Raw genomic sequence first — 17,926 nt, forward strand, 5'->3', positions numbered from 1 at the left:
CCGTGCCGGTCCCCACGTCGCAGCTCGCGAACCCCTCCATCGCCGGCCCGCTCGGCACGCTGGCGTTCTCGCAGGTGCGCCCGCTGAGCTCGTCGCTCGCGCTGCGCGCGATCCGGTGGCACCAGAGCCTGGAGCGGCTCGGGGTGGTCCTGCCGTTCGCGCTGGTGCACGACGCGGGCCTGCTCTTCTCGACGCCGCGCGAGCAGCTGGAGCTCGGTCCGCGCTGCGACCCGAAGGAGCTCGCGGGCCGGCTCCGGGACGCGGAGCGCATCGTGGAGGGGTACCGGGCGGTGCTCCGGGAGCTCGCCGAGAGCGAGGCGGCGCGATGCGCGGCGCAGCTCCGGATGAGCGACGACCTGGTGACGGTGGTGCTGTCGCGCCTCTTCGGCGCGGTCGCGGCGCGGACCCACGCGCCGCCGGCCTACCGCGCGATGCTCCCCGCGGACGCGGCGCTCTTCGAGGGGATCGAGCCGCAGCTCCGCGGGCTGTTCCTGTCGGCGCGGCGCGAGTTCGAGCAGAGGGCGCTGGAGGCGCTCGACGTCTCGCGGCTGTACGTGCTCACGATGTCGGACGCGCTCGACATCGAGACGCTGCGCCTGTTCGGCATGCTGGGCTCGGAGGCGTCGGCGGGGGCGCTCGCCCAGGTCGATCTGCTCGCGGCGCTCTCGTCGCCCGAGGCGAACGACATCGTGAATTTCTCGCTGGAGATCCTGCCGAGCGTGCTCGAGACGAAGACGCGCCCGGCCGCGGGGACGACGGCGGCGCACGGCTATTCGGGGCTGGGCACGCGCGGCTCGATCGACAGCATGGTGCTGACGGAGCTCGCGTGGGACGACATGGAGCTGGCGCGCCGCATCGCGGACAACGAGGTGCTATATTTCGCGCGCGAGCAGAGCCGGGACGAGCAGCGGCGCATCCACTACCTGCTCATCGACGCGTCGGCGTCGATGCGCGGCGATCGCCAGACGTTCGCCCGGGGGATGGCGATCGCGACGGGCAAGCGGCTGCTGCTGGAGGGCGAGGACGTGGCGTTCCGCTTCTTCGACGCGCGGCTCTACGAGCTCTACCGGGCGAAGAACGGGCAGCTGCCGACGGCGCACCTGCTGTCGTTCAAGGGAGAGCGCGGGAGGAACCCGGCGAGGGTGTTCGCGGAGCTCGCGACGGATCTCGACCTGACGCGGCACCACGATCCGCGGACGCCGGTGGTGCACCTCTTCACGCACGCGGCGCTCTACATCCCGCGGGAGATGGTGCAGGCGGTGCAGAGCCACGCGCACATCTCGGCGGTGTTCATGCTGCCGTCGGGGGGGCAGCTGGACCTCGACTACCTGGATCTGCTGGATGCGCACTGGGTGGTGGACCACGCGACGGTGGCTAGCGGGGCGGCTCGGGCTAGTGCGGCCAAGGCGATCCTCGGGGAGAAAGACCGGCAGGACCGGCAGGACCGGCCCGAGGAGGGAGGTGGTGCCGCACGGCGCCTGGGGGCCCCGCCGAACTCGCACGTGGCCTGAGCCTTGCCCGCTGGGCAAGGCTCAGGCCACGTGCTCAGACATCGGCCCATCCCCCAGGCGCCGTGCGGCACCACCTCCCTCCTCGGGCCTACGGATATTGATGGGGAGATGGGGAACGGACCATCCCCCAGGCGCCGTGCAGCAGGACTTCCCTCCTCGGGCGTACGGGAATAGATGGGGAGATGGGGAACGGACCATCCCCCAGGCGCCGTGCAGCAGGACTTCCCTCCTCGGGCCTACCGAAATTGATGGGGAGATGGGGAGCGGACTTTCCTTCAGTGATGCGCGATCAGGCCCCGCATCTCGAACGGGTTCACCTCGTACTCCTCCTCGGTAATGAAGTCGTCGATGCCGAGCCACTCCGCCAGAGGCCGGCATTCATCCACCTTCCATGGGGCAATGAGCGCGGCGATCTCCTCGGGCGTGCGCGGGTAGACCTTGACCCCGGCGAGGGATCCGGCGCTGCTCAGCTGGCCCGCCGCCGCGGCGCCGCGCGACATGACGAAGCTGAGCGCCAGCACGCTGCCAGGGGCGCAGAACGCGTGCAGCTTCCGCAGGAGGTCGCGCGAGCTCTCATCGTCCATCATGTAGAGGATGCCGATGCCTCCGACCGCGATGCGGCGCTCCGCGCCGAAGAAGCGCGCCGCCGCCGCGAGCAACGGCGACGGGTCTCGCAGATCGGCCTGGATGTAGCGCATGTTCGGCTTGTCAGCCAAGATCTGCTCGCCGTAGATCACGCTCACCGGGTCGACGTCCGAAAACAGGATGCGCGCATCAGGCAGGTAGTCGTTGAGATGGCCCTGCGTCGGTAACCCCGAGGCGAGATCGAGCACGCTCGTGATACCCGCCTCGGACCATTGCTGCCCCACGAGCTGGATGAACCAGCGGTTGAGCTTCGCATATTTCGGATAGGTGGGTACGAGCTTCATGATCGCCGTGGCAGCGACGCGATCCACCTCGTAGTTGTGGTGCCCTCCGAGAACGTAGTCGTAAACCCGACCGACGTGCGGCTTGGTGGTGTCAATCTCCATGGTTTCCTCCCTGGGGTGAACTCACGGCGCGCCCGTCAACGGCCGCGATACGAGCGAGCAGCCCCTCGCTGCGGGGGCGGACTGCCACAGACCTCGAGCCCTTCCCGCCGCAGCGCATAGAGGATGCCGCTCTGAAGATTGGCCAGGACCACGATGCCCGCGAGGTGGGCGTCCTGATCGCTCAGCGCGCGGGCTGCCTCGGGGCGGATGCCGACCAGCACCGGGTGGGTGCCGAGGAGGTCGAGCGCGCGCGCGGTGCGCACGAGCGCGTCGACGGCCTCCGCGTCCATCGCCGGCACGCCGGTCACGTCGATGATCGCGGTGCGCGCTTGCCGGTCCACCACCTCTCGCAAGAGGCACTCGGTGATCCTCCCCGCTCGCTCGGTATCGAGCTTTCCAATGAGCGGCAGCACCAAGATATGATCATACACGGGCATGATCGGCGTCGAGAGCTCGATGATCACACGGCGCAGCTCGCGCTCGCGGTTATGGATGGCGCGCTCGAGCGCGAGCTGCATCTCGTCGCGCTGGACGCCGACCTCTCGCTTCTCCTGCTCTGCCACCGCGTCCACGAGCAGCGTCAGGTAGTCGTTCACGCGCGCCACCGCCTCCAGCGCTCCGGGCGTACTTCCAGGCAGACGCGCCAGCACCTCGCGCAAGAGGACACGGCTCAGCCCGAGGAGAGCCCGCAGCCCGAGCCCCCGCTGCCCGAGCTCTTGCCCGAGCGACACGACGGGCGCCGTGTCGCCGGCAGAGGAGAAATGGAACAGCTCGTCGAGGATCTGCTGCGCGACCTGCGGCAATCGAAATGGTGGGAGACCGCTGCGGTTGTGTAGGGCGTTGTCCTTGAGCACCTTCGCCGTGCTCTTCGCCAGCGCCTGGCGCTCCGGGCCGATCCAGCTCTGCATAGGAGGTCCGCTTCCTCGGTCTTGGCCGTGTTAGGTCGTAGAGGTGCTCATGAAGTAGGAGAGTAGACCGCCTTCGGATCGGGTTTGTTGATCTGAGAGCCAGACTCGAATGAACCTCGGCCCCATGCCGCGATCTACTCACCATGAAGGCGAATGTATGGCTTCGCGAGGAACGCGCCCCCGAGATGCTGTCTCACGCCCCCCATGCTGTGAATCTATCGTATCGGTGTCCTGACTGTCCATGTTCCATGACAAAAGCGGCCTGCAGCGGCGAGACCACCTCACAAGGTGTGGCCCGCGCCCCTTCAGAGCCAGTTCTGCCCAGAGCGGCGCCCGACGGGGGGCGACCTCGCCTCGTACGCCTCGGGATCGTTACGGCGTTCTGCCGTGATACGCCGGCTCGTTGCCGGGCTTCCACTTGATGTTGCAGCCGATGCTCGGGCGCTGCTCCGAGGGGACAGGCGCCGAGGAGAGCACCGCGTCGATGGCGGCGCGGAGATCGCGGCCCGTCACGGGGACCTCGTTGCCAGGGCGGCTGTCGTCGAGCTGACCGCGGTAGACCAGCCGGCGATCCGGGCCGAAGAGGTAGAAGTCCGGCGTGCAGGCGGCGCGGTACGCCCTGGCGACCTGCTGGGCCTCGTCGAGGAGGTAAGGGAACGTGTAGCCGACCTCGCGCGCCTCTCTGGCCATCGCCTCGGCGTTGTCGGCTGGATACGCGACGATATCGTTCGAGTTGATCGCCACGATGGCCACGTCGTCAGCACCATAATCTCGCCTCAGCCGGGCGAGCTCGTGGCGGATGTGTTTGACGAACGGACAATGATTGCAGATGAACATCACGAGGAGCGCCCGCTGCCGGGTGAAATCCGACAGCGCGACCTGCTTTCCGGTGAAGTCGGGCAGCCTGAAGTCGGGCGCCGGGGTGCCCAGCTCAAGCATCGTGGACGGGGTGCGTGCCATGACAGGATTCTCCTCTCGCTGTGACGGCGCGCACCCTACCACGCCGCGGCCCTCGCCGCTGAACACCTCCCTTGCCTCCGCGCCCGCGGCGGCCGTCCTCTGGCTCGCGCGGCTCGCGCTCCCCTGCCCTCTCCACCGCCGGGGCGCGCTCGAGGTCTGAGCGCCTGTCCCGGCAGGGCCATGGGGCGCCCGCGGGGCGCCGCGATCACCTCGGGAAGTGGCGCTCGATCATCGAGAAGAACGCCGCCCCGCCCGGCTCGCCGCCGATGCTCCAGTACGTCACCCCGCCGAGCCCACCCTGCTCGGCGACGACGACCTTCTCCTCGAGCGACGCGAGGTCCTCGAAGAAGAGGCGCTCGCCGCTCGCGAGGAGCCGGTTCGGCGACCTCCCCGCGGCGAGCCGCCCGCCCTCGTCGTCCGGGCACCGGCTCATGTGGTCGGTGCTCGTCTCGTAGCCGTCGCCCGCGAGCTCCAGGCACTTGCTGAGCGGCTCGCACCCGACCACGGCGCCCCCGCTCCCCGGCGCCTCCGGCCCGAGGAGACCATAGTTCGGCAGCCCGAAGATGAACTTCTCGCGGCGCGCCCCGCCGTCGAGCGACCCGATGTACGAGACGGTCTCCTCGAGCCACCCGAGCGGCGCGACCGGGCCCACGTGCGGTCCGCCGTGCCAGTGGTAGTCGTAGCTCATCACGTGCACGTGATCCGCCGAGGCGCTCAGCGCCTCGTAATCGAATACGCCCTTCGCGGACCCGACCGCCGGCACCGCGAGCGAGAGCTCCTTTCCTTGCGCGTGGAGGGCGCGCGCGAGCTCGTCGATGAACGCCGAGAACGCGGCCCGCTCGGCCCGGACGGTCTCGCCCGGCCCGAGGACGGACGAGAGGTGCTCGTAATCGATGTCGATCCCGTCGTAGCCGTTCTCCATCACGAGCGCGACGACGCCCGCCACGTGCCGCGCCCGGAGCGCGGGATCGTGGAGCATGGCGTGCACGGCGGCGACGTCGGGCCGGTCGATGGCGGCGATGAGGGGGATGAGCCGGGTCAGCGCGCCGCCGGCCGTCGTGCCGTCGAGGACGCGCCGGTCGTGAAAGCCGGCGAACGGCGCCTCCCGGCCGCGCGGGTGGTTCTCGAAGCTGGTCGGCGAGGCGACGCGCCACCACTTCGGGTGCACGGAGTCGAACGCCCCGGCGTGGGCCGCGAAGGTGTCGTATCCGAGCTCGGTCGACTCGGGATCTCCGAGGAACTCGTGCAGCCACCCGCAGAAGCGGTGATCGCCCGGCGCGCGCGCCGCCTGGTCCGCGCGCTGCGCACGGGGCGCGGCCGACGCCGAGAGCTCGGCGCTCCCCACCTCGTCGAGCGACGGCGCGCGCTCGGCCGCGCCACCGCAAGAGACGGAGAACGCGGCGGAGCAGGCGAGCATCAGAGTCTGGTGAAACAGCTTCATATCGGCCGCGCTCTAGCAGCCCGCCGCCGCATCGACAGCCCGGTTCTCACGCTTCCGCGGGCCGCCTCACGCCGAGCCCGCGATGCGCCGTTTGACGGCTACTCCATCCCCGCGCCCTCAAGGAATCCCCTTATTTGCAGCCCTTTTCAGAGGAAGATTGAACAGGAGACAGGGAGTATTTTGAAGATTTCCCTCCCCGCCTCCCCGTCTCCCTGTGAATTTTCCGAAGAATTTGAGGAGATGCCTCCGGCCCTCGCCCCACACGCCGGGCCCTCGCGCCTCGCTCCGCCGGCGGCCCGGCCGACGTCCCCCGCGCGCACGCGGCCGCCGCTCCCTCGGCCAGGGCCGGTGTACTACGCTCGCTCCCGGCATGACCCAAGGCGTCCGCCCCCTGCACGAGCTCCGCGACGAGGCCCGCTCCGCGCTGGCCAGGAGCGATCTCACGCGCGCGCGCGACGCGCTCTTCAGCGCCCTCCAGCACACCATCGCCCGCGAGGAGGAGTACGTCGCCATGACGGACGAGCTCCGCGACGTGCTGGTCCGGCTGGGCGACGCGCGGAGCGCGCTCACCGTCTCCTGGTACGGCGGCAACGAGCAGAGCCAGCGCCCGCTCATCGCCAAGGTCCCGCCCATCGACCGCGCGCGCACCGTGCTCGCCTGGGCCGAGCGCGAGCAGGACCCCGAGCGGCAGAGGCGGCTCTACGGCCGCGCCGCCGACGAGTACGAGGCCGCCGGCCTCGTCGCGCAGGCCGCCATCGCCCGCGAGCGCGGCCAGGACTTCGCCCGCGCCCGCGCCCTCTGGTCGCGCCTCGCCCAGCTGCTCTCCTCGTCGGGCAGCGACCTCTACGCCGCCGGCCTCGCCCGCTTCAACCTCGCCCGCACCTCGCTCCGCACGGGCGACGCCGCGGCGGCGCGCGAGGCCGTCTTCGCCTCCGTCCACCTGCTCGAGGAGGCCGCCGACAGGTACGAGACCATCGGCCAGCGCGAGCGCGCCTTCGACTGCTACCAGGTCCTCATCGCCGTCGGGCGCGAGAGCCGCGCCTTCGAGCACGTGCTCGAGGGCTACGTGAACGTCATCCGCATCCTGCGCGAGGACCACCTGCGCTACTACGCGCTCCAGTCCTACGAGGAGGCCGTCGCCGCGGCCGAGAAGCAGGGCGAGATCTCCGCCGCCGCGACGCTCGCCCGCGAGATGGCCGCGTACGCCCGGAAAGAGGGGCTCACCGCCGTCGCCAACTTCGCCGTGCTCGCGCAGGCCCGCCTCTGGCAAGAGGTGTCCGCCGTCTCGCAGAAGCGCGCCGCCCCCCCAGAGATCGCCGAGAACGCGCTGCTCGCCGCCGTGATCGCGCTCGGCGAGGCGGGGCAGTACAGCAAGGTGGGCGGCGTCTACCGCGCCCTCACGCAGCTGCCGCTCGAGGAGACCCGGAAGAAGCACTACGCCCGCGCCGGCCGCCGCTACGTGAACGCGCAGGACCTGCCGATCGACGCCTCGCCGCTGCCCGCGCACCTCCGCCACGAGCTCGGCTTCCCCGACGTCTGGCACATCGACCTCGTCGAGTGGGAGCAAGCCGGCAGCGCCGCCCAGGCGTGCGGCGACATCGTGCTCGACCCGGCGCAGTGGTCCGAGGTCACCCGCCGCCGCGCCATGCTCGCCCGGCTCACCGCGCTCGCCGTCGAGGGCGCGACGCCCGAGGCCGCCCCCGCGCAGCAGCTCATCAGCCTCGCGGAGCAGCTCGCGACGGTCGAGCTCTACACGATCCTCTCGCCGCTCGAGCGCCTGTTCCGCCGCGCCGAGCCGAAGATCCGGGTGGCCGTCGTCCGCGCGCTCTCCCACTTCCTCTACAAGCGCACGTTCATCACGATCCGCGACGCGCTCGTGGATCCCGATCCCACCGTGGTCCACGAGGCCGCCCGCGCGCTGGAAGAGCTGCGCTTCGCCCACGCCTTCGATCCGCTCGCCCGCATCTACCGCGAGTCGCAGGCCGCCGCCGTGCGCGCCAGCGCCGTGCGGGCGATCGCGAAGATCGACACCCTCGAGGCGGGCGAGATGCTCCTCGGCATCCTCCAGCACGAGGGCGCCGAGGAGCGCGCCGTGGCCGTCGAGGCGCTCAAGCGCGTGCGCGGCATGAAGTTCGTGGAGCTCGCCCGCGGCTCGCTCGCCGAGCTGACAGGCTCCGCGCAGGCGGTGGTGCGAGAGATCCTCCAGAGTCGTGGCCTCAGCCCCTGAGCGCGCCTGCACGACCACGCGCCAGCACGACCGCGCGCCCGCCGGCCGCGCCGGGGCTCCACAACGAACCACGACGGAGCCGCGCGGGGGTGATCCGCTGTCCGGGCAGCGAGCGCAGACTGCGCCTGGCTCCTCCCCTCTCTCACGCACCAGAGACCGCGCCTCGGGCGAGCCTCCGACGAGGAGGACGAGCAACCCCGCGATTGTGCGCTGCGGCAAGGGGATTCCCCTAACGAGTTTGGTTCTCGCAGCGCTTCTGGAGGGTGCACGTCGACATCCAGTCGGGATACCCTGCACGCGCCAATCCAACTCATCCCGAGAGCGTCTCGGAGCGCGATGGCGTAAGCATGGAAGCGGACGGAGCGCTTGGGGGAGCGCTGGGAAACCGCCGTCCGGGCTCCCGATGGTGCGCTGCTCGACACAGGTCGACTTCTCAGCGCGCCACCGGCGGCTCTTGTCTCGTGTGGGCAGCAGCTGGGCGCCGTACCGCGGCGCCCAGCTGCCCGCCGCCAGCGCGCGCCGCCAGCGCGCGCCGATGCCGATCCAACGGCGGCCGGAGCGCGGCAGGTGCCCTGGCGCAGGGCGGCCGCGCAGGGCGGCCGGAGCTCGACCCGGGCGCGGGCGCTCAGCTGCGGAGGATCGACTCGAGCGCGGGCACGATGCGGGCGTAGCGGAACTTGTATCCGAGCTCTTCCGCCCGCCTGGGATAGACGCGCTGCCCGGTGGTGATGATCTCCGCCGCATCGCCCATCCCCAGCTTCACCACGGCCTCGGGCACGCGGAGCCACGACGGCCGGTGGAGCACCGCGCCGATCGCCTGCGCGACCTCGTCGCCGGTCTGCGCGTACGGCGCGGTCATGTTGAAGGGGCCGCGCACCGCCTCGTTGTCCAGGGCGAGCAGGGTCATCCCCACGACGTCGTCGCGGTGGATCCACGAGATGACCTGCTTGCCGTCGCCGACGGGCCCGCCCAGGAAGAACCGGAAGGGGGCGATCATCTTGTCGAGCGCGCCGCCGCCCTCGCCGATCACGACGCCGATGCGCAGCTGCACCGAGCGGACGCCGTGCTGCTCCTCGACGGCGCGGGCCGCCTCTTCCCAGCGGACGACGACGTCGGCGAGGAAGCCCTCGCCGGGCGCCGCGTCCTCGTCGAGCACCTTCTCGCCCGGCTGCGGGCCGTAGTAGCCCACGGCGGACGCGCAGAGGAACGTGCTCGGCTTGCGCTTGGCCTTGCCGATCGCCTCGCCCATGAGGCGGGTCGTGTCGATGCGGCTCCTCACGATCTCGCGCCGCGCCTCCTCGGTCCACCGCTTGACGATGGTCTCGCCCGCGAGGTGGACGACCGCGTCCACCCCGTCGACCTCCTCGAACCACGCCCCCGGGGCGTCCGAGCTCCACGACACGACGCGCGCCCCGGGCAGCGCCGCCTGCGTCCGCCCCACGTCGCGCGTCAGCACCGTCACCCGATCACCCCGCGCAAGCAGCTCCTTCACGAGACCGCGCCCGATAAACCCGCTGCCGCCAGTGACAAGAACCGTCTTCACGCGATCTATCTATCACGGCTCGGACGGAGGCGGGGCTTCCCTTCGAGCGCCGCCCAGGGAGCGCTCGGACGGCCGGCAGCTGTCCAGTCGTGACGCCGAGCGCTGGAGACGGTAAGACGCCGGACGTGATGGATGACCTAGAGACCTTCAAGAAGCTTCCTCTCGGCGGCCTCGATCGCCGCTCGCTCGTGGGCTCGCTGGCCGAGCACGGCGCGCGCGTGGCGACCGAGCAGCTCGCGGCGCACCGCGCCCGTATCAGCCCGGCGGGCGCGCGCATCGCCCCGGACACAGCGGTGCTGATCCTGGGCGGCTCGAACGGCATGACCCGGGCGCTCGCCCTGCAGCTGCTCTTCGGGGAGCGGGCCGCGGTCTTCGCCGTGCACTTCGACAGCGAGAAGATGCAGATCGGCCCGCACCACGTGAAGGCGATCACGGACGCGGCGGAGGCCGAGGGGCTCACCGCGCGCTTCTGGAACAACGACGCCACGAGGCCGCAGGTGATCGACGAGGTCGTCGCCGCGCTGAAGGAGCGGTATCGGGCGGTGCACCTCGTGAACGGCATCGCGGCCGGCGCGATGAAGCGGTACGCGGAGCACGGGCCGACCAAGGTGAAGGACCTCGACGTCGCGTTCGATCCGGTGCTCCAGGTCCCTGATTTCTCGCGCCCGGAGAACATCCGCAAGCTCGGGCTCGTCGAGGTGGACGTCGCGAACGAGGCGGACATCGAGCGGACCAACAAGTTCATGGGCACGTCGTCGCTCTTGTGGGCCGAGCCGCTCGCCGCGGCGGGGCTCATCGCGAAGGGCGAGAGCGTTGTGTCCTTCTGCGACTACGACTACCCGAGCGACGATCCGGTCTACGCGATGGGCCCGCTCGCCGGCGCGAAGATCCTGCAGCGCAAGACGATGGCGGAGATCCAGGAGCGGTTCGGGGCGAAGACGGCGCGCATCTGCTATCCGGCCCTGGCCACGACGGCGCTCGGGGCGATCCCCGGCGGGCTGCTGATGTACGGGCTCAGCACGCAGATCTTGAAGGAGCGCGGGCAGTTCAAGGACGTCATCGATCTCGCGCGCGAGACGATGGAGATCTGGCGTCCGAGCTGGGATGGGAGCGATCTGCGGGTGGACGCGGCCTACCAGGCGTGTCTGCCGGAGTTCAACAAGCGCAAGGAGCAGATCGGTCCGAAGGACGTCCCCGGCGCGTTCCGGCAGCTGTTCGAGTGAGCCCTTGCGCGTGGGGCCTCGGCTCCGCGCGCAGCTTCACGGCCAGCCGTACCGGCCGCGCTGCTCGCGCGGCCGGCGGCCGGTCCCATGGAGCGGGGTGCAGAGGAAGATACGCCCCGCTCTACCCTTCGGCCTGCGCGACCTCGGGCTCGAGCCGGGCGACCTGGCGCTTGTCGGACATCCGGATGATCCCCACCCAGGCAAGCACGCGGATGACCTGATACGCCGGGTCGATCTCGAACCACCGCACCGCGAAGTTCGGGCTCATCGAGTACTTGTGGTGGTTGTTCTGGAAGAGCTCGCCGAGCGTCACGATGTCGAGGGCCAGCGTGTTGCGGGAGTCGTCGTCGCTGTTGAAGTTGCGGTAGCCGTAGCGGTGGCCGCACCAGTTGACGATCGCCCCGTGCAGCGGGCCCATGGTCCAGTGGAGCGGGAGGAACAGGAACTGCCACCAGTGCGAGGCGAAGGCCACGTAGAAGAGCACGTAGCCGGTGCCCCACGCGAGCCGGCCGATCCACGCGTTGCCGATGCGATCGAGCGTGGGCCACTGGGGGTAGCCGCCGAGGAAGCGCGGCTCCACGTCGGCCGTGCCGTCGTAGATCGCGTCGTAGCGGTGCGCGGTGTCCAGCATCATCCGGACAACATTCGAGTAGTACCGCGGCGAGTGCGGATCCTTCGGCGTGTCGCTGTACGCGTGGTGCATGCGATGCAAGATCGCGTAAACCCAGGGCACGAGGTACGACGAGCCCTGCGTGAGGTACGTGAGGAAGTGGAAAATCCGCTCCCATGGCTTCGACATCGTGAACATCCGATGCGAGGCGTACCGGTGCAGGAAGAAGGTCTGGAAAAAGACCGAGAGCGTAGAGTGGGCGATGAGGACGATCGCGATCTCCATGTTCGCTTCCTAACCCGGTGACGCGCGGCAGGGGGTCAGCTCACGGTCACGATTCCGTAACGGGCCCCGGGTCCGCGCGGCCTCGGGTCGCCTCTATGTCCGCGGGATTCCGCGGGAATCCCCGTGATTGTCCGTGATAAACCGAGTCCGTTCATGGTAACAGCGGTGTCGTGAAGGCCGTGATCATCGGTGCGGGCCGGGGCAGCCGGCTGCGTCACCTGACCGAAGAGCTGCCGAAGACGCTGGTCCCGATCCTTGGCCGCCCGATGCTCGACGGCATCCTCGAGGCGCTCGCTGCGGGCGGCTTCCGGCGTTCGGATATCGTGTTCGTCTGCGGCTACAAGGCCGACGTCATCCGGGCCGCCTACCCGGATCTGACGTACGTCGAGAACCGCGACTGGGAGCAGAACAACATCCTTCTCTCGCTCCTCTGCGCGCGCGAGCACCTCCAGGGCGGCTTCGTCTCGACGTACGCCGACATCGTCTACCGGCCCGAGATCGTGGCGGGGCTGGTCCGCTCTCCGCACGACATCGCGCTCGCCTGCGACACGGACTGGCGGCGCCGCTACGTGGGCCGCTCGCAGCACCCCGAGACCGACGCCGAGAAGCTCCGCGCCGGCGGCGCCGAGGGGGATCGCGTCCTCCAGCTCTCCCGCCGCATCCCTTCGGAGTCCGCGACCGGCGAGTTCATCGGGGTGATGAAGCTCTCCGCGCGGGGCGCCGGGCAGTTCCTGGCCGCCTTCGACGCCGCGCGCGACGCCTTCTCGAATCGGCCGGAGTTCCGCGAGGGCCGCACGTTCCAGCGGGCCTACCTCATCGATCTGCTCCAGCACATGATCGAGTCCGGCGCCGACCTCCGCAAGCTCGACACCCACGGCGGCTACATGGAGATCGACACCCTGGAAGACGCGTCGATGGCCGACGCGTGGTGGCGCGGCGCGCCCTGAGGGCTCTGATCTGTTCTACAAGGCGTCAGCGAAAGTCGCCCCTTGGGCGAGGAGGCCGGGGAGGCCGCCGGTGTGCAGGAACAGCACCCGCTTGCCCGAGAGCTCGCCTCGCTCGGCCAGGTCCCAGAGCCCGGAGAACGCCTTGCCCGTGTACACGGGGTCGAGGACGAGGCCCGACAGCCGCGCCACCTGGAGGATCCGCGCTCGCTGCTCCGGCGTGGACACCCCGTAGGCAGGGCCCTTCGCCGAGTCGTCGATGACGAGGTGGGCGGGCGAGCCGAGGCGCGGCTCGAGCGCGCGCGCGTCGTCCATGATCCCGACAACGATCCGCGCGAACGTCGCCCTGTCGTCGCAGACCGCCATCGAGCGCACCTCGCCGGCGACCTCGTAGCGGGCCGCGCCGAGCGCCGTGCCCGCCGCCGTCCCGCCCGAGCCGCACGCGTGCACGATGACGTCGAACGGCTTGCCCCCCGCGAGGCCGAGATCGAGCTGCTTCCGGATCTCCTCCATCGCGCGCACGTAGCCGAGCGCGCCGAGGCCGTTCGAGCCGCCCTCGGGGATCACGTACGGCCGGCCGCCCGCCGCGCGGATCTCGGCGGCCGCCTCGGCCATCAGGGCGCCGCGGTCCCTGTACGCCTCGGGCGAGATCAGCCGGATCTCCGCGCCGGCGAGCCGGTCGAGCAGCACGTTGCCCTCGAGCGGCGCGTGGGCCGACGGGTCGCTCGTGCGCAGGAACAGCACCGAGCGCAGGCCGAGCGAGGCGCTCACCAGCGCGGTCGCGCGCGCGTGGTTCGACTGGAGGCCGCCGCAGGTGATGACGCGGTCGGCGCCCTCCTCCCGCGCGGCGGCGAGCAGGTACTCGAGCTTGCGGATCTTGTTGCCGGCCTCCGCGCCCGCCGTCATGTCGTCGCGCTTCACGTAGAGGTCGACGCCGAGCGCCTCGGCGAGCCGCTGCGGGCGCTGGATCGGTGTCGGAAGGTGGCTCAGCGCGAGTCGTTTGCGCATCGTTTCTCTCCGCTGTCTGCCAGGGGCGCCCGCCGCTGCGCGCGGGCGGCCCTCGCAACCGCCCTCTAGCATCCTGGGCGGCCCTCGTCTGCTGTGTCGCGCGCGAGCTCGACCGAGGGCCCGGCGAGCCCTGGCGGGCTCAGTGGATCACGCCCAGCTTGAGCGTGAGCAGGTACTGATCGGGGAGCTCGGCGCCCGCGGCGTCGTCGAAGGCGCCGCCCGGGAACAGGACCCCGGCCTCGGTGCCGAACTGGAGGGTGACGAGCCTGCCCATCGCGATGCGCGCGTCGACGCCGAGGTCCAGCTCGACGCCGAGATCGCGGCGGCGGCTGTCGCCGCCGTCGTAGTTGGCCAGGCTGCCGCCCGCCCGCGGGGCGCCGTAGGGATCGACCAGATCCGAGGTCGCCTCGGCGATGACCGCGCCCGCCTTGAGGTCGAGCCAGCGCGCCGGCCGCACGATGATGCGCGGGTTCACGTAGGCGGCGCCGGGCACGCCTCCCTTGGACGGCAGCGACCTGATGCCTGGCTCGGGGGACGCGGCGAAGAGCTCCCGCTCGGCGATCGTGGCCGCGCGCGCCGTCTTCCAGGCGAGCACCTCGTCGAACAGGAGGAGCCCGACGTTGTGGCTCGGGTCGAAGGTGAAGCGCCGCGACACGCCGTCCGTGGGGTCGTCGTCGCCCGAGGCGTAGCCGGCCTCGATCTCCGTGACGACGCGCCCCCACCGCGCGGCTGGCCGCGCCCCGCGGCCCGCGACGTGCACCGCGCCGAGCGTCGCCGCGCCGCCGACCGAGCGCACCATCACGGGCGAGCGCCCGAACGCGTGGCCGGAGGGCGGCGGGGGCCCGCTCGAGGCGAACGACGCCGCCCCGAGGATCACCGCGGCCTCGAGCTCGCCGTAGACGTGGGCGCGGCCCCCCGGCACCGGCGCGTTGAATCTGCCTGCCACGTCGAGGATGCCGGACGTGAGCACCTCGCTGAACCGGGCCGGGCTCGTCTTCGCGCGGCGCTCGCGCGCCTGCCGCCGCATGGCGCCGTAGATCCCGATCTCGCCGCGCCGCTCTCGCCAGAGCGCGGACACGACCGCCTGGAAGGCGCGATCGCCCTCGCCTTCGTCCTGCCCTTCGACGTCGTTGCCGAGCAGGTCGGCCGCGTTGTCCTCGAACACGAGGTCGCCCGCCACGGTCACGTGGAGCGGCCCGCCCTTCCCCATCGGCGTGGCCGCGAAGAGGACGCGTTCCATGAGCGAACCGCGCTCGTAGTCGCCGAAGACGCTCGCGTGCTCGCCGTCGTTGACGACGAGCCCCATCCCCCAGTGCGCGCTCTGCTGGCCCACCCGGACGACGCCGAGCGCCCACGGCACCTCCAGGTAGAGGGCGCGCGGGTGCACCTCGTACCACGCCAGGGCGGCGCGCGCGTCGCGCACCTGCTCGACGTCACGCGTGGTGTCCCCGGCGATAAGGCCCCGGGCGACGTCGATCTGCGCCACGATCGAGACCTTGTCCTTGAAGTGGAAGCGGGGCGAGAGGCGCAGCCAGTGGGCGATGTACTGGCTCTGCCCGAGCGTCGTCGCGCCCGGAGCCGACAGGGGCGGCGCCCGGAGGGGCAGATCGCTCATGGCGCGGTAGCGGAGCTGGTACTCGCCCTGCAGCGAGAACGTCGCCCGGGCGGGATCCGGCGGGGGCGGCGGCTTGCGGCCGGTGTCGAGCACGAGCCGCTCCTCGAAGTCGTCGCCGGCCGGCGCGGCCGGCGCGGCCGGCGCGGCGGGCTGAGCGGCGCTCGGAGAGCCTCGCCCGGCGCTCGCTTCCTCGACGGGCTGAGCCGCGCTCGGCGAGGCGAGCGCGACAGCAAACGCAAGGGGGGCGAGGGTGACGAAGGCGAAGCGCATCGGAAGCAAGCAGCCGCTCACCAGCGCCCGGCCGGGAACGCGCGACCGAAGGATAGGCGGATCGATCCCCGCCGGGCACTGGATTCTTCCGCCAACGGCGCGCAGCTGGCTTTTCGCGGGGCATCCGCCGCTCTAGCGTGCGCCTTCGTGACCCTTTCCACGCCGAGCGCCGCCGCTGGTTCTCCTTCTTCGCCGCCTCCGCCGCCTTCGTCACCTCCGTCGGATCCGTCACGTCCGTTGCTCCTCGGCCGCCCGCTCTCGCTCGCGGATCTCGAGGAGGTCGCGCGGCGCGGTCGTCCGGCGGCGATCTGCGCCGAGGCGCGCGAGCGGGCGGCGGCTTCGCGCCGCGCTATCGACGCGATCGCGGCGGCGGGCGACGCTGCGCCGGCGGTGTACGGGATCAACACCGGCTTCGGCGCGCTCGCGGAGACGCGCATCGCGGATCACGACATCCGGGCGCTCCAGCGCAACCTCGTGCGGAGCCACGCCTGCGGGGTCGGGCCGGAGCTCGGCGAGGCCGAGGTGCGCGCCATGATCGTCCTGCGCGCGCAGGTGATCGCGCTGGGGCACTCGGGGGTGCGCACGGAGGTGCTCGATCTGCTCGCCGCCCTGCTCGAGCGCCGCGTGAGCCCGCGCATCCCTGCGCAGGGGTCGGTCGGCGCGTCGGGCGATCTGGCCCCGCTCGCGCACCTCGCGCTTGTGCTCATCGGCGAGGGGGAGGCGCGCTTCGAGGGGCAGCTCATGCCGAGCGCGGTGGCGCTCGCGAAGGCCGGCCTCGCGCCGATCGAGCTCGCGGCGAAGGAGGGGCTCGCGCTGATCAACGGGACCCAGTACATGACCGCGCTCGGCGCGCTGGCGCTGCGGGACGCGGCCGCGCTCTGCACGGTCGCGGACATCGCCGGCGCGGTGAGCCTCGAGGCGCTGATGGGCTCGAAGCGCCCGTTCGACGAGCGGCTGATGCGCGTCCGCCCGCACCCGGGTCAGGCCTGCACGGCCGGCAACCTGCGCGCGCTGCTCGGGGGCAGCGAGATCATGCAGAGCCACGCGGACTGCCCCAGGGTGCAGGACGCCTACTCGCTCCGCTGCATGCCCCAGGTCCACGGCGCGACGCGCGACGCTGTCGCCTGGGCCGCCGAGGTGCTGACCCGCGAGGTCAACAGCGTCACGGACAACCCCACGGTGTTCCTCGGGGATGGGCCGGACGGCGGCGCCGAGCTGATCTCGGGCGGCAACTTCCACGGGCAGCCGGTCGCGCTCGCCCTGGATCTCGCCGCGATGGCGGCGGCGGAGCTCGCGAACATCAGCGAGCGGCGGGTCGAGCAGCTGGTCAACCCCGCGCTCTCGACCGGGCTCACGCCGTTCCTGGCGCCGCACAGCGGGCTGCACTCGGGGTTCATGATCGCCCAGGTGGCGAGCGCCTCGCTGGTGAGCGAGAACAAGGTGCTCTGCCACCCGGCGAGCGTCGACTCGATCCCCTCGAGCGCCGGCCGCGAGGACCACGTGAGCATGGGCAGCATCAGCGCCCGAAAGCTCGCGCAGGTGATCGAGAACGTCCGGAGCTCGCTGGCGATCGAGCTCATCACGGCGGCCCAGGGCGTGGACCAGCGGCTCCCGCTCCGCCCCAGCGCGGGCGTCGCGGCCGCCCACGCCGCCATCCGCCGCGTGGTGCCCGGGCTCACCGAGGACCGCCCCCTCTACCGCGACATCGCGGCGGCCGCGGAGCTCATCCAGAGCGGGGCGCTCATCGCCGCGGTGGAGGAGGCGGTGGGACCTCTCAACTGATTATTTCTGTTACGAAAGTTACATCTGAGACGATTTAGAGGAAATCTTACGCGAGATAAGGGAATGCGATCGGTCCATTGCGGGGCGAGTTGCTGTACATTGGCTCAGTGCCCATTCCGGTCAGCGCCCCGCCGTTTCCCTTCGATGCCGTGCGGGATCTGCTCGGGGTGGTGCGGACGATCTACGCGGCGGCGAAGGAGGGGGGGTCGTCGCGGGAGGAGCTCGCTCGCATCGCGCAGGTGGGCAAGGAGCTGAGCCGGGCGCTGGATCTGGCCGGGTCGCCCCAGCAGGGGGCGTCGGGGCTGTCGGCGGCGTGGAAGGTGGCGGACAGGGCGATGCTCCAGGTGAACGACCTGGTGGATCCGCTCACACCGGCGGCGCCGCTGCTGATGGCGGCCCGGAGCCGGGTGACCGGGAGCCGGCTGACGCTGCGGAGCAAGCCGCAGGGGCGGTAGGCGGCTGGGGAGTGGGGAGGCTGCTGGGGGCGGCAGGCCGCGGGGGGCGGAAGGCCGCCTGGGCGGGCGCGGGAGAGCGCTCGGACGGGAGGCCGCCGGGGCGGCTTTCCTGG

The 17,926-nt window shown here is 71.4% G+C and carries 14 protein-coding genes; 6 read left to right on the forward strand and 8 right to left on the reverse strand.

The features are described 5' to 3' along the window. Positions 1–2 precede the first annotated feature (2 nt). Positions 3–1,511 (forward strand): hypothetical protein, encoded by a 1,509-nt coding sequence (locus WMF19_RS34235; RefSeq protein WP_437894200.1) that lies wholly within the window; start codon positions 3–5, stop codon positions 1,509–1,511. 275 nt (positions 1,512–1,786) lie between these two features. On the opposite strand, the gene WMF19_RS34240 is transcribed toward WMF19_RS34235, so the two are convergent. From WMF19_RS34240 to WMF19_RS34255, 4 genes are all read right to left on the reverse strand, one after another. Then, positions 1,787–2,542 carry an SAM-dependent methyltransferase gene (locus WMF19_RS34240; protein WP_437894201.1) on the reverse strand — a complete coding sequence of 252 codons (756 nt, stop codon included), beginning with the start codon at positions 2,540–2,542 and terminating at the stop codon, positions 1,787–1,789. A 35-nt stretch (positions 2,543–2,577) separates the two neighbouring features. Next, positions 2,578–3,450, reverse strand: a complete 873-nt coding sequence (locus WMF19_RS34245) for an STAS domain-containing protein (protein ID WP_437894202.1) — start codon at positions 3,448–3,450, stop codon at positions 2,578–2,580. Positions 3,451–3,822: 372 nt separating this feature from the next. After that, the gene (locus WMF19_RS34250) at positions 3,823–4,410 is read right to left on the reverse strand and encodes a thioredoxin family protein (RefSeq protein ID WP_437324053.1); all 588 of its coding nucleotides are present in this window, start codon (positions 4,408–4,410) and stop codon (positions 3,823–3,825) included. A gap of 205 nt (positions 4,411–4,615) precedes the next feature. Then, the gene (locus WMF19_RS34255; protein WP_437894203.1) at positions 4,616–5,851 is read right to left on the reverse strand and encodes a glycosyl hydrolase family 18 protein; all 1,236 of its coding nucleotides are present in this window, start codon (positions 5,849–5,851) and stop codon (positions 4,616–4,618) included. 370 nt (positions 5,852–6,221) lie between these two features. On the opposite strand from WMF19_RS34255, the gene WMF19_RS34260 reads away from it, so the two are divergent. Then, the gene (locus WMF19_RS34260) at positions 6,222–8,078 is read left to right on the forward strand and encodes a HEAT repeat domain-containing protein (RefSeq protein ID WP_437894204.1); all 1,857 of its coding nucleotides are present in this window, start codon (positions 6,222–6,224) and stop codon (positions 8,076–8,078) included. Between the two features lie 625 nt (positions 8,079–8,703). On the opposite strand, the gene WMF19_RS34265 is transcribed toward WMF19_RS34260, so the two are convergent. After that, positions 8,704–9,621: a TIGR01777 family oxidoreductase gene (locus WMF19_RS34265; RefSeq protein WP_437894205.1), complete on the reverse strand. Its 918-nt coding sequence runs from the start codon at positions 9,619–9,621 to the stop codon at positions 8,704–8,706. A gap of 128 nt (positions 9,622–9,749) precedes the next feature. On the opposite strand from WMF19_RS34265, the gene WMF19_RS34270 reads away from it, so the two are divergent. Further along, on the forward strand, positions 9,750–10,844 hold the full coding sequence (locus WMF19_RS34270; RefSeq protein ID WP_437894206.1) for a hypothetical protein: 1,095 nt from the start codon (positions 9,750–9,752) through the stop codon (positions 10,842–10,844). Between the two features lie 121 nt (positions 10,845–10,965). Here WMF19_RS34270 and WMF19_RS34275 read toward each other — a convergent pair whose 3' ends face one another. Continuing rightward, positions 10,966–11,739 carry an acyl-CoA desaturase gene (locus WMF19_RS34275; RefSeq protein ID WP_437894207.1) on the reverse strand — a complete coding sequence of 258 codons (774 nt, stop codon included), beginning with the start codon at positions 11,737–11,739 and terminating at the stop codon, positions 10,966–10,968. Positions 11,740–11,909: 170 nt separating this feature from the next. Here WMF19_RS34275 and WMF19_RS34280 point away from each other — a divergent pair, with 170 nt between their 5' ends. Beyond that, the gene (locus WMF19_RS34280) at positions 11,910–12,686 is read left to right on the forward strand and encodes an NTP transferase domain-containing protein (protein ID WP_437894208.1); all 777 of its coding nucleotides are present in this window, start codon (positions 11,910–11,912) and stop codon (positions 12,684–12,686) included. A gap of 15 nt (positions 12,687–12,701) precedes the next feature. Here WMF19_RS34280 and WMF19_RS34285 read toward each other — a convergent pair whose 3' ends face one another. Both WMF19_RS34285 and WMF19_RS34290 read right to left on the reverse strand, forming a co-directional pair. Next, complete coding sequence (locus WMF19_RS34285; RefSeq protein ID WP_437324060.1) at positions 12,702–13,691, reverse strand: D-cysteine desulfhydrase family protein; 990 nt, start codon at positions 13,689–13,691, stop codon at positions 12,702–12,704. Between the two features lie 139 nt (positions 13,692–13,830). Continuing rightward, positions 13,831–15,576, reverse strand: coding sequence for a hypothetical protein (locus WMF19_RS34290; RefSeq protein ID WP_437894209.1), 1,746 nt, complete (start codon positions 15,574–15,576; stop codon positions 13,831–13,833). A 237-nt stretch (positions 15,577–15,813) separates the two neighbouring features. Here WMF19_RS34290 and hutH point away from each other — a divergent pair, with 237 nt between their 5' ends. Then, positions 15,814–17,358 (forward strand): histidine ammonia-lyase, encoded by a 1,545-nt coding sequence (gene hutH / locus WMF19_RS34295; RefSeq protein ID WP_437324062.1) that lies wholly within the window; start codon positions 15,814–15,816, stop codon positions 17,356–17,358. 107 nt (positions 17,359–17,465) lie between these two features. Further along, positions 17,466–17,813 carry a hypothetical protein gene (locus WMF19_RS34300; RefSeq protein WP_272095039.1) on the forward strand — a complete coding sequence of 116 codons (348 nt, stop codon included), beginning with the start codon at positions 17,466–17,468 and terminating at the stop codon, positions 17,811–17,813. Positions 17,814–17,926: the final 113 nt, after the last annotated feature.

This window comes from Sorangium sp. So ce124, assembly GCF_051525235.1.
GTDB classification, from domain to species: Bacteria; Myxococcota_A; Polyangia; order Polyangiales; family Polyangiaceae; genus Sorangium; species Sorangium atrum.

Coding starts and splice junctions, on each gene's coding strand:
- WMF19_RS34270 (WP_437894206.1), top strand. CDS start 9,750: ATGGATGACCTAGAGACCTTCAAGAAGCTTCCTCTCGGCGGCCTCGAT.
- WMF19_RS34290 (WP_437894209.1), bottom strand. CDS start 15,576: ATGCGCTTCGCCTTCGTCACCCTCGCCCCCCTTGCGTTTGCTGTCGCG.
- WMF19_RS34255 (WP_437894203.1), bottom strand. CDS start 5,851: ATGAAGCTGTTTCACCAGACTCTGATGCTCGCCTGCTCCGCCGCGTTC.
- WMF19_RS34245 (WP_437894202.1), bottom strand. CDS start 3,450: ATGCAGAGCTGGATCGGCCCGGAGCGCCAGGCGCTGGCGAAGAGCACG.
- WMF19_RS34275 (WP_437894207.1), bottom strand. CDS start 11,739: ATGGAGATCGCGATCGTCCTCATCGCCCACTCTACGCTCTCGGTCTTT.
- WMF19_RS34260 (WP_437894204.1), top strand. CDS start 6,222: ATGACCCAAGGCGTCCGCCCCCTGCACGAGCTCCGCGACGAGGCCCGC.
- WMF19_RS34285 (WP_437324060.1), bottom strand. CDS start 13,691: ATGCGCAAACGACTCGCGCTGAGCCACCTTCCGACACCGATCCAGCGC.
- WMF19_RS34250 (WP_437324053.1), bottom strand. CDS start 4,410: ATGGCACGCACCCCGTCCACGATGCTTGAGCTGGGCACCCCGGCGCCC.
- WMF19_RS34240 (WP_437894201.1), bottom strand. CDS start 2,542: ATGGAGATTGACACCACCAAGCCGCACGTCGGTCGGGTTTACGACTAC.